13 protein-coding genes are annotated in these 10,956 nt (G+C 65.0%); 4 read left to right on the top strand and 9 right to left on the bottom strand.

What is annotated here, in order from left to right:
• Window positions 1–103: 103 nt before the first annotated feature.
• Entirely contained in the window at window positions 104–298 is a 195-nt protein-coding gene (locus AWC12_RS18625) for a hypothetical protein (protein WP_085176169.1), read from the top strand.
• A 4-nt stretch (window positions 299–302) separates the two neighbouring features.
• On the opposite strand, the gene AWC12_RS18620 is transcribed toward AWC12_RS18625, so the two are convergent.
• The 3 genes from AWC12_RS18620 to AWC12_RS18610 are packed head-to-tail and all read right to left on the bottom strand — an operon-like array spanning window position 303 to window position 2,711.
• The gene (locus tag AWC12_RS18620) at window positions 303–1,442 is read right to left on the bottom strand and encodes an acyl-CoA dehydrogenase family protein (protein WP_085176167.1); all 1,140 of its coding nucleotides are present in this window, start codon (window positions 1,440–1,442) and stop codon (window positions 303–305) included.
• A 7-nt stretch (window positions 1,443–1,449) separates the two neighbouring features.
• A complete protein-coding gene (locus tag AWC12_RS18615) occupies window positions 1,450–2,502 on the bottom strand; it encodes an acyl-CoA dehydrogenase family protein (RefSeq protein ID WP_085176165.1) in 1,053 nt (350 codons plus the stop codon).
• Between the two features lie 11 nt (window positions 2,503–2,513).
• Window positions 2,514–2,711, bottom strand: a complete 198-nt coding sequence (locus AWC12_RS18610; protein ID WP_085176163.1) for a ferredoxin — start codon at window positions 2,709–2,711, stop codon at window positions 2,514–2,516.
• Between the two features lie 95 nt (window positions 2,712–2,806).
• Between AWC12_RS18610 and AWC12_RS18605 the strand changes: the two genes are divergently transcribed.
• Complete coding sequence (locus tag AWC12_RS18605; protein WP_085176161.1) at window positions 2,807–3,607, top strand: SDR family NAD(P)-dependent oxidoreductase; 801 nt, start codon at window positions 2,807–2,809, stop codon at window positions 3,605–3,607.
• Here AWC12_RS18605 and AWC12_RS18600 read toward each other — a convergent pair.
• The 5 genes from AWC12_RS18600 to AWC12_RS18580 are packed head-to-tail and all read right to left on the bottom strand — an operon-like array spanning window position 3,594 to window position 8,318.
• The gene (locus AWC12_RS18600) at window positions 3,594–4,013 is read right to left on the bottom strand and encodes a MaoC/PaaZ C-terminal domain-containing protein (RefSeq protein WP_085176159.1); all 420 of its coding nucleotides are present in this window, start codon (window positions 4,011–4,013) and stop codon (window positions 3,594–3,596) included. The genes AWC12_RS18605 and AWC12_RS18600 overlap by 14 nt on opposite strands.
• Window positions 4,010–5,437 carry an NAD-dependent succinate-semialdehyde dehydrogenase gene (locus AWC12_RS18595; RefSeq protein ID WP_085176157.1) on the bottom strand — a complete coding sequence of 476 codons (1,428 nt, stop codon included), beginning with the start codon at window positions 5,435–5,437 and terminating at the stop codon, window positions 4,010–4,012. The genes AWC12_RS18600 and AWC12_RS18595 overlap by 4 nt, the downstream gene beginning before the upstream one ends.
• Window positions 5,438–5,455: 18 nt before the next feature.
• Window positions 5,456–5,947, bottom strand: coding sequence for an FAS1-like dehydratase domain-containing protein (locus AWC12_RS18590; protein ID WP_085176155.1), 492 nt, complete (start codon window positions 5,945–5,947; stop codon window positions 5,456–5,458).
• A complete protein-coding gene (locus AWC12_RS18585; RefSeq protein WP_085176153.1) occupies window positions 5,944–7,176 on the bottom strand; it encodes an acyl-CoA dehydrogenase family protein in 1,233 nt (410 codons plus the stop codon). The genes AWC12_RS18590 and AWC12_RS18585 overlap by 4 nt, the downstream gene beginning before the upstream one ends.
• On the bottom strand, window positions 7,173–8,318 hold the full coding sequence (locus tag AWC12_RS18580; RefSeq protein ID WP_085176151.1) for an acyl-CoA dehydrogenase family protein: 1,146 nt from the start codon (window positions 8,316–8,318) through the stop codon (window positions 7,173–7,175). The genes AWC12_RS18585 and AWC12_RS18580 overlap by 4 nt, the downstream gene beginning before the upstream one ends.
• A gap of 103 nt (window positions 8,319–8,421) precedes the next feature.
• On the opposite strand from AWC12_RS18580, the gene AWC12_RS18575 reads away from it, so the two are divergent.
• A complete protein-coding gene (locus AWC12_RS18575; RefSeq protein ID WP_085176149.1) occupies window positions 8,422–9,315 on the top strand; it encodes a VOC family protein in 894 nt (297 codons plus the stop codon).
• Complete coding sequence (locus AWC12_RS18570) at window positions 9,308–9,727, top strand: DUF3237 domain-containing protein (protein ID WP_085176147.1); 420 nt, start codon at window positions 9,308–9,310, stop codon at window positions 9,725–9,727. Before AWC12_RS18575 ends, AWC12_RS18570 begins: the two co-directional genes overlap by 8 nt.
• 29 nt (window positions 9,728–9,756) lie before the next feature.
• Here AWC12_RS18570 and AWC12_RS18565 read toward each other — a convergent pair whose 3' ends face one another.
• Window positions 9,757–10,953, bottom strand: a complete 1,197-nt coding sequence (locus AWC12_RS18565; RefSeq protein ID WP_085176146.1) for a cytochrome P450 — start codon at window positions 10,951–10,953, stop codon at window positions 9,757–9,759.
• Window positions 10,954–10,956 lie beyond the last annotated feature (3 nt).

Raw genomic sequence — 10,956 nt, 5'->3', positions numbered from 1 at the left:
GTCGATCCTTCTAAGTCGCAGCTGTTAGGGTGGTGGCACCAGCGGTACAGATGAACACTTTCTGCTTATTTGACTATAGCGTGGCCGGACGAGGAGGGCGAATATGGAACCCAGCGAACGCATCCCGCACGACGACTGGGTGGACCAGGACCTGCTCACGCGTGACGAGGCGGCCGCGCGCCTCATCGACGAGATCGCCGAGGTGACCCGCGAAATCGAGGCAGGCAAGGGTGATGAGGTCATGCACCGTCGGCTGTCAGGCATGAAAGAAGCGCTGAAGCACTACCAGCAAGGCTGACGCGTCACTTTCGCGGCAAGCCCAGCACCCGCTGGGCGACGATGTTGCGCTGGATCTGCGCGGTGCCGCCGTAAATCCCTGCCGCTCGTGACCACACGTAGATGTCCCACTCCAAACCTTCGGCAAGCACCGGTGCGCTGCCACGCACGTCCATCATGGTGTGCCCGAACGCCTGATCGGCCCTGGCCATCAGCAGCTTGTCCACCGACCCCTCGGCCCCGGGCAGCGTGCCGTTGACACGGTCGGTGAGCGAGCGCTGCACCTTGACCTGCAGCGCTCGCAGCTCGGTGTAGGCCTCGCCTAGGCGTGTCCTGACCGACGGCGTGTTGGGAAGCCGACCTGATCGGACGTCGTCTTCGAGCGCGCGCAACTGCACGGCGAGACGGCTGATCCAATTGATGTCGCTCGGTCCGCGTTCATATGCCAGCAGCTGGTTGGCAATCGACCATCCCTGCCCTCGCTCACCGAGGAGATTCTCAACAGGGACCTCAACGTCGGTGAACGTCACCTCCGCGAACTCGCGATTGCGGGCGGCATTGACAATGGGCGCCACCTCGATGCCCGGTGCCGACATCGGCACCAGCAGCACCGAGATACCCGCGTGCTTGGCGGCGTCGGGTTCCGTGCGGCACAACAGAAAACACCAGTCCGCGACGGCGGCGAAGCTCGTCCAGATCTTCCTGCCGTTGATGCGGAACATCGGCCTGCCATCCACCTCGACGCTCTCCGCCCTCGTCTTGAGGCTGGCAAGGTCGGAGCCCGCGTCGGGCTCACTGAACCCCTGGCACCACCGCACGGCACCCGACAGCAGACCTTGCAGCAATTCGTCGCGTTGCTGCTCGGAACCGAACAGTCTCAACGCGTTCGTCAGATGCCCGACGCCTTCGATGGGCGGGGCACCCGCGCGGCCGAGCTCGTCGTTCAGGATTGCCTCGTAGACGGGTGAAAGTCCGTGGCCGCCATACTCGGTGGGGAACGACAACCCGATGTATCCCGCCTCGTACAGCGTGTGGTGCCAGGCGTTTGCGGCGTCGGCCCGCTCGCCGGGGTCGTCGGGAATGACGGCCTCCGCCGCGTGCTCGGTCAGCCAGGCGCGCAGTCGAGTGCGGAACTCGGCTTCCTCTGGGGTGTCGGTGAAGTCCATTTGCTCGTCAGCTCAGCTCTCGATCGGAAAGTCGCATATCGGCGATGGCCGCGTACTGCGTGGTTTCGTCTCCGAAGAGGCGACGATTCACCAGCGTTCGGCGCAACCGTAGATGCGCCGCGTGCTCCCACGTGATGGAGATTCCGCCGAGCACCTGCATGGCGTTCTCGACGACGTCGCGGCCTGCTGCGGACGCGTACGCTTTCGCGGTGCGTCCGGCGAGAAGAGCCTGTTCCGCAGGAAGGTGATCGACGGCCCACGCCGCATGCCACAGACAGCTGCGCGCACCTTCCAGCCGGACGAGCGAATCGGCGAGCAGATGCTGAATCGCCTGGAAGCTGCCAATCTTCGTGCCGAACTGAACGCGCTCGCCCGCGTAGCGGACGGCGTCGTCGAGGGCACCGGCCATGACACCGACCAGGTCGGCAGCCACGGCGGTCAACGCCATTGCTTGAACCGAGGTCCACCTCTCGGCTGGGATCGGATCACCGACCGGGGTGGGCGACTCCATGTCCGCGGAGACCACCTCGCGCATCGCGCGGGTGAGGTCCAGTCCGGCGCCAGTGTCAGTCTCGGCTGCCGCGACGGCGGCGGAGACCAGCCGTCGACCGCCGCCCTCGCGAACGGCGAACAGTACGTCAGTAGCTCCCGCCGCATCGAGGGCAATGCCGCGATCCGCCGTCTGGGCAAAGTCCATCAGATCCTCAGAGAGAACCGGTGCGATACGCAGGGCACCCTCGGCGACGAGTTCGACCTCTTTGTCGGCGCCCGCTGCATGCAGAAGCTCGGTGGCCAGTGCGCCTTGGCCGAGCGCGGGTACCGCCGTCAACCGGCGTGCCAGCTCCTCGAGCGCGACGACGGTCTCGACGCCGCTCGCGTCCAGACCCCAGCTCGACGGTGCGCGTAACGCCGGAAGCCCGAGCTCCACGATGCGCTCCCACTGGCGATCGAGGTCATCGCCGGATGCGATGTCGTCGGCATTGTTCGTCGCGATCGCGTCGGCGAGCCTGGCCGTGGTCTGGCGCAACATGTCCTGTTCGTCGGTGAGTCCGATGTACACGTCGGTTGCGCCTAGTGGTCTTCGTGCACTGTCAGGGCGATCTTCGGGCACAGCGCCACGGCCTCGCGCACCTCCCCTTCGCGGTCGGCGGGGACCTCGTCACCGACAACGACGGCCAGGTCTTCGTCATCGAGGGCGAAGACGTCCGGGGCGATTCCCACGCACACCGCGTTCGACTCGCAGAGATCTCGATCCACCTCTACCCGCATCCGATACCCCTTCCACGTGCCAAGTGTCGGCGGTCTGCCATGATACTGAATGATAAGACGATATTTGTTCAACTGTTACATCAAGGGAGGATCGTATGGGCCGTCTCGATGAGCGCAGCGCTTTGGTCACCGGTGGGGCCCAGGGGCTCGGCAGGGCGATCTCCCGGCGGTTGGCGGCTGAGGGCGCCGCAGTGACCATCGTCGATCTCAACGAGGACAAGGCCGCAGAGTGTATCGGCCTCATCGCGCAGGCCGGCGGTGTCGCGCGGTTTGTGGAGGCGAACGTCGCCAAGCGTGACGACATCGCCGCGGCGGTCCAAGCCGCGGCTTCCGGCGGAACACTGCATGTGCTGGTCAACGCAGCGCAATACTTCGCGATGCCCAAAGCGTTGGAACTGGTCTCGGACAAGGACTGGGAGTTGTCGGAGGCGACCGGCCCCAAAGCGACCTTCCGATTCATGCAACTTGCACACCCGTTTCTCAAGGCGGCCGGCAAGGCGTCTGTGGTCAACTTCGTCTCGGGCTCTGCGCTCGGTGGAATCGCTTACACGGGGCCGTATTCGGCAGCCAAGGGCGCAATCGGCGCATTGACGAAGGTTGCGGCCAATGAGTGGGCGCCCCACGGTATCCGGGTGAATGCGGTATGTCCCTTCGCTCTGACCGATGTGCAGCGCGACATGATCGGTACCGAGTGGGACAACTACACCAGAACCGCGGACGCTTCGCCGATGAAGAGGGGCGCCGACCCCGACGCCGAGATCGCGCCTGCCGTGGCCTTCCTCGCCAGTGACGACGCGGCCTTTGTGACGGGAACCGTGTTGCACATCGACGGTGGGATGACGGAGCTGTCAACCGTCGACTACTCGAAGTCGCCCGGGGTTTTCACGCAAGCATGACCGTAGCAGTACCCGGCGTCGTGCTCGTTCCCTTCTGATCAACGACGTCAACCTTGAGGTGGACCAGGGCGGCTCCGTCGACGATCTCGGTGCCGACCACCTCGCCGACAGCCCGCAGAACATCACCCTTCTGGTTCATGCTCCTGTACTTGACGCTCAGCGAACAGATCTGTCCGTTGTCGCCGATCCAAGCGCGCAGCATATTGGTCAGGTACGCCAGTCGCAGATTGCCCATGCCGAAGGCGCCGCCCTCGTTTCCCGCGGCCCGGCCGGCGTCATCGTCCATGTGGATCGGGATGAACTCGTCGTTGACGGCGGCGTAGCGGTTCCACTCCGCGAAACCAGTTGTCCTGACGTACTCGGGAAGCTTGTCGCCGATGGCAATCGAGTTGAAATCAATTGTCACAGAGCAATTCCCAGAACCTTGGTATCAAGGTATTCGGCGATCCCGGCCCTGGCGCCCTCGCGACCGAGCCCACTGTCCTTGATCCCGCCGAAGGGCACGGCCGCCGACGTCGGATTGATGTCGTTGATGCCGATCATCCCGAAGTCCAGCGCTTCGGCAACCCGGAGGGCGCGGCTGATGTCACGGGTGTAGATGTAGCCGGCCAGACCGTAACTCGTCGAGTTGGCCAAGCGGATGGCCTCGTCCTCATCGTCGAACACCATGACCGGTGCGATAGGGCCGAACGTTTCCTCGGAACAGATCAGCATGTCTGGAGTCACGTCTGACAAAATTGTGGGCGCAAAGAAGCACCCGTCATCGAAAACCGTTCCACGTAACCGGTTTCCGCCGGTGATGACCTCGGCGCCCTTGGCGGTGGCATCGGCGACCTGACGTTCCATCTTTTTGAGGGCGGCATCGTCGATCAGCGGTCCCACCGTCGTCCCTTTCGCCATCCCGTCACCGGGCATGAGCTTCTCCACTCTGGCACGCAGCGTCGCGAGGAACGGTTCGGCGATGGACCGGTGGACGATGAACCTGTTCGGGCAGATACACGCCTGTCCGGTGTTGAGGAACTTCACCAGTGCCGCACCCTTGCCCGCGTGCTCCGGGTCCGCGTCTGCGAACACCAGGAACGGCGCGTGGCCGCCGAGTTCCATCGACACCCGCTTCATGGTGCCGCCCGCCCGCGAGGCAATCATCTTGCCAATCTCCGTGGACCCGGTGAAGCTGACCTTGCGCACGCTGGCGTCGGCGAGGATCTCGCCGGCCACGGGCTCAGGATCTGCGCAGGTGACGAGGTTGACAACGCCGGGCGGTACGCCGGCGTCGGCGAAGACGCGAAACGTCTCGATCGCGCACAGCGGCGTCTGTTCGGCGGGCTTGAGTACCGACGTACATCCCGCGGCGAGCGCGGGTGCCACCTTTCGGGTGATCATCGAGATCGGATAGTTCCATGGCGTAATCGCCGCGCACACGCCGACGGGCTGCTGCAGCACCACGAAGCGCTGGTCGGCGCGTGCCGACGGAATGACCTCCCCGTAGACGCGTTTCGCCTCCTCGGCGAACCAGAGCAGGAAATCGGCGGCGTAGCCGACTTCGGTGCGGGCCATGCGCAGCGGCTTGCCCTGCTCCCTGGTCATCAGCGTGGCCAAATCGTCCTGGCGGTCCATCATGATGCGATGCGCCGCGATGAGGAGCTCGGCGCGCTCGTAGGCCGTCTTCGCGCGCCACGCGGGGAGTGCGGCCACCGCGGCGTCGATCGCCGCCCTGGCATCGGCGCGGCCACCGTCGGGCGCGGTGCCCAATACCTCGCCGGTGGCGGGGTTGGTGCTGTCGAAACTGTTGCCCGACAATGCTGATCGCCATTGGCCGTCGATGTACACGCTGGTCCTCCTCCGAGGTCAGTACCGAATGACCGTGTCAATTCGAGTGCGGACCAGGTCGCCGTGTTGGTTGCGCAGCTCGCGTTCCAATTTCAGATACAGCATCCGGCCCAGCTTGCCGTCGCGTTCGGTCGCCTCCCTGATCCGCCATCGGCTGCTGATCACATCTCCCGGCCGCATCGGCTCGCCGAAGGTGAATTCGACTCCGCCATTGAGCATTCGCTGTCCTGGCTCTCCAGGCCGGGGGAGTGCGTAGGCGGCCGGACCCGCGTCAGCCGGTTCAACAGGCCAGGCGAAGGGATTGAAGTCATCAGGTGCGATGATGCCGCCCCAGCGGGTGGTACGCGCGTAGTCCTCGTCCCAGAAAAGCCGCGGCGGCCGCTGCGGCCAGTGCGTCGCGATCGCCCACCGCCGAATATCGGACCGATCGATGGGAAACGATGCCACATCCTGGTCGTGCCAGACGCCGACCACGGCGGCGAGCCGTTCGGTGATGAGGGCTTCGGTCACGCGCCACTCCCGTTGCGGCGGACGTCTTTGAAGGGCACGCCACGGTCGGCGGCGTGCTCACGAGGGAACTCCAGCACTCGTTCGGCGATGATGTTCCTGGCGATTTCGGTGGTGCCTCCGCCGATATTGACCGTTTGGCGGGAAAGGAACTTCTCGCCGATCGAGGTGAACGGCGAGTCGGCGCCGCCGACGACGCTTTCAGACCCGAGTAACGCAACGGCGGTATCGAGGACGAGATTCTCGCATTCGGCGTAGTACAGCCGCGTCATGGACCCGGAGGCCGGCGGCATACGTCCGCTGGCAACGCCGCGGAACACGTGCTCGCCCAATGCCTTTTCGACGATTCGGTGCGTCAACGCGCGTCCGGCGAGTCGGCGCGCCCATCGATCACCTGATTGTCCGGTGGCTTCGACCAGCTTGAGGAGGTCGATCGGCCCACCGCGACCGGATTCAGCCGCTCCGCAGTTGGCGTATTCAGAACCCTTGGCCACCGCGCGGCGTTCGTGGAACAGCTGTCGTGATGCCACAGCCCACCCACCTCCGACCTCGCCGACGACGTGCTCGTCCCCGAGTTCGACGTCGTCGAGGAACTCCTCGCAGAATTCCGCGGAGCCGTTCACCTGCCGAATTCGGCGCAGCGACAAGCCGGGCGCGTCCAGCGGCACCAGGAACATCGTCAGGCCCTCGTGCTTTGGCACGCTCCAGTCGGTGCGGGCCAGGCAGAGGCCGAAGTCCGCGGCGAAAGCGCTGCTGCTCCAGGTCTTGGCGCCGTTGAGTACCCACGTGTCGGCACGGCGTTCGGCGCGGGTGATGACGCCGGCGAGATCGGACCCACCGCTGGGTTCGGACAGCAGTTGGCACAACACCTCGTCACCGCGAAGGGCGGCGGCGATATGGGTGCGCTTCTGTTCTTCGCTTCCGACGTCCAGGAGTGTGGGACCGCATATCGTCAAGCTCGGGATATTGAGTGCGAGCGGCATTTCGTAGGGCTCGGCGACCTCGTTGAACGCGATCTGATACGCGTAGTCCAGCCCCAATCCGCCGTACTCGCTGGGGTAGCAGATTCCCGCGAAACCGCCGTCAAAGAGCCGACGTTGCAATTCCCTGGCGCGCTGCCATGTGGCTTCATCCGCGCGGTCGGCGAACGGTGTGTCGGCTCCGAGCATCGGCATGTTGGCAGCAAGCCACGACTCCGCCCGCTTGCGGAATGCGGCGACGGTTTCGGTCATTGACGTTCCTCCCGAGCCTGCGCAAGCGCGAACAGTCGCTCCCAGTGTTCCTCGGTGCTACCGAACAGGGCGCGATCGACTTCGACACGCCGGAGAAACACGTGCAGGTCGTGCTCCCACGTCACGCCGATGCCGCCGTGAAGCTGGACGCAGTCCTGAAGGATGTTGACCGAGTACTCGCCGACGTACGCTTTCGCCGCGCTTACCGACAGTGCGGCAGCTTCGGCTCGTGCCCCGACGTCGCGCGTTGCCTGCGTCACTATGGCGCGGCATGCCTCCAAGTGTGTCTTCATGTCCGCGAAGCGATGCTTGAGCGCCTGGTACGACGCCAGCGGCCGACCGAAGCTATGTCGATCGACAGCCCAAGCAACTGTCATGTCGAAGACGGTGTCCAGAGCGCCGACCATCTCCGCACACTGCAGCAGCTGCACGATCAATGTCTGACGGGCCACCAGTTCCGCTGTCTCAGAGGAGGTTCCGACAGCAGCGTGAGAGCCGACCTCGACGCCGTCGAACTCGACCGCGGCGTAGTCGCGAACGAGGTCCACTCCCGCCAGCTGACGCACCGAGACGCCCGGCGAATCCGACGGCACCAGAAACTGTCGGCAGCCGTCGTCCGCATGCGCGGTCACCAGGAACACGTCGGCGGTGCTACCCGCCTCCACGCGGTCTTTGATCCCGTCGATCCGGAACCCTGCCGGCGTCGTCGTGGCCCGGGTGGTCGGGGCGTCCCCGAATCGCGCTCCTGGTTCGTCGACCGCCCATGCGCCGATGCAGGTGCCGGCCACGAGCGCGTCGAGAATGTCGGCATGCGCGGTCGCGGTGCTCGACGCGGCCAGCGCTGCGGCGACTGCACTGACCGGAAGAAGCGGTCCCGGAGCAGCACTGCGGCCGAACAGCTCGGCTATCATCGCCAGCTCGGATATTCCATCGCCGGACACCGACCCGCCGCCCAGTTGCTCGGGTACGAGCAGAGCGGCCCAGCCGAGCTCGGCTCCTCGCCGCCACCAGTCGCGTTCGAACGGGATGCCGAGTTCGTGCAACTCGCGGACCCGCGTCAACGGCGCCTCCCGATCGAGGAAGGCTTTCGTGGTGGACACGAACAACTCGACTTCGGCATCGCCGGCCACAGCTGTGGACACTCCTTGTCCCTCCCGTCACGCCGACAACCCGGCCGCGGCCGTTCATCACAACAGCTAGACAGTATCTGTCATAGTGTTTCGAGCATAGTGTGATGGGAGACTCGTGATCCAGATAGGCCGTCAGTGGCATGTCAACCACGTTGTCGACGACTATCGCCTCGTCACGGATTGGTACCGCGACGTTTTCGGGGCGGTCGACATCTTTGCCGACGACTGGCTCGAACCGGAGAAGCGGTGGGCGTCGATGGTGACGATCGCCGACCTCGCCGTCGACGTCATGGCGCCGGCCGCCGAGGGCGCCGATCTCCCGCTGGGCAAGTTCCCCAACCGCTTCGGACCTCACCTGCACGCCGCCGCGTACTTCGTGAACAGCCCGCCCGTTGACGTCTACGACGCGCTGACCGCGGCCGGAGTCCGGTGCTTCGGGCTCGCGGGCTCCGGCCGGGAAGCGTTGGCGGCAAAGCCGATGAGCCCCGTATTCACACATCCCAAGGACACAGCCGGTCAGCTTGAATTCATGCCGTTCACCGAGTCCAAGCCCGGACCGCTGGGAGTGCCTGGCAAGTGGGACGACCCGAGATTTCGTGCCGGCTGGTCGAATGAGCCGTGGCGGGACCACCCGCTTGCCCTCACCGGATGGAGGGTCGGCGTGGTGGTCCGCGAGCTTGATCCCGCGACGGACGTGTACACGGCGCTCGGTGCACACGTGACCGAGGACGAGCGATCCACCGCCGCGCACCGCCGCCTGCTCACGTTCGGAACGAACACGCTGGTGGAGCTGATCGCGCCGCACTCTGAGGACACCGTTGCTGGGCGGGACCTCGCGGCGAATGGCGAAATCATGCACGCGTGTGTCTTCGAGACGGCCGACCTCGCCGCAGCGGAGTCGCATCTTGTGGAACACGGGGTCGGGATCGCCGAACGAGACGGTCAGCGACTGACCGCCGATCCGAAGACCTGTCACGGTGCCGTCATCGAATTCGTCGGCTGTGCCTAAGTTTTCCGCCGAGTTGAGGCCGCTGTGTCGGGTGGTCTACGAGATCGGCGAGCCCATCTCGGTGTCCTCTGGTCCCACGGGCAGCCGCATTGTCGGCGAGATCACCAGCGCCCGATTCGAGGGTGAGCGCCTGCGCGCTTCGCTCAAGGGGATGGCTGCCGCCGACTGGGCCTTCGTCGAACCAAGCGGACGCGTCCTCGTCGACGCGCGCCTGACCCTTCAAACCGATGACGGCGCCGTCATTCTCGTCAACTACACCGGGAGGATGGATGCACGTACCGGAGTCGTCTATTCGTCGATGTACTTCGAGACCGGTGATGACCGCTACGCGTGGTTGACTCGCGTTCTGGGCGTCGCCAAGGGAAATGCTGGGGCTAGCACGGTGGAGTACGACGTTTTCGAGGTGGCGTGAGCACAGTCGTCCTCGGCTGAGGCGGCATGTCAGCGAAGCGTCATCTCGACGCTGGTGTAGCCGCGTACCGTCGCGGTGAGCACACGTTCGTGCGCACCGATCGCGTAGTCGGGGAATTTCCTTGCCACGTATTCGAAAACCATCTGTGCTTCACGACGTGCCAGCCACTGGCCCAGACAGATGTGGATTCCCCACCCGAAGTAGACGTCGGTGCCCCGCGGCCTCTCAAGGATGAAGCGATCGGGGTCGGTGTATCGACGCTCGTCCCGGTTGGCGCTGCCCAGCAGCAGTAGTACCCAATCGCCGGCCTCCATCGTCACACCGTGCAGTTGCACCGGCCTGGTGAGAGTGCGCGCCACCCAATGACTGGGGGTGTCGTAGCGCAGAGCCTCGTTCACCGCGGCCGGAACGAGGCTGGGATCGTTGACGATGCGCCGCCACTGATCGGGGTGGTCATGCATGGCTACGAGGCCGTTCGAAATCAGCTTCTGCGTGGTCTCGGAACCGGCTGCCGACAACAGGTTGCAGAACATGAGCACCTCGTGCGGCGTGAGCGCGCGATCCGCGGAGATCTCGGGATCATGAAACGTCGCCTGCAGCACGATGCTGATCAGATCATCGCCAGGATCGGTGCGTCGGGCCTCGATGAGGTCGCCAATGTAGGAGCTGATCTTGCGGTTGGCCTCGATCGCGCTGCGCGGCATCATGACCTCGCCCTCATGGCGGGTGAGGAACTCCTCCCACCACACTCGCAGTTGCTCGCGGTCCGCGTGCGGGACGCCGAGCAGGTCGCCGATGACGTCCGTGGGCACCGAGAAGGCGAACGCCTCCATAGCGTCGACGGTGGTCCCCGGCGTCAACCGATCCAAGTGGTGGTTCACCACCGATTGCAGCGAGTTCTCCAGTGCCGCAACGGCGCGCGGCGTGAAAAAACCCTTGAGCACCCCGCGGATGCGGTCGTGCCGGGGTGGGTCCATCGAGATCACCGAATACTTGCGGCCGTCGTTATCCGGGTTCTCCGGCGCAGGGCCGAGTTTGGACGAGTAGGTCTCCCAATCGCGCAGCGCGGTGGCGACATCATCGAAGCGGGACAGGACCCACCATCGGTCCTCGGGATCCCGATACACCGGCGCTTCCGAACGCAATCGGCGGTACACGGGGTAGGGATCGTCGAAGATCGCCTTGGAGAAGGGTGAGTACATCAATTCGTCGGTTGAGGACACCATGGA

It is taken from the genome of Mycolicibacterium iranicum (genome assembly GCF_002101705.1).
Classification (GTDB): Bacteria; Actinomycetota; Actinomycetes; order Mycobacteriales; family Mycobacteriaceae; genus Mycobacterium; species Mycobacterium iranicum.
This window is presented reverse-complemented; position numbering and strand designations above follow the sequence as displayed.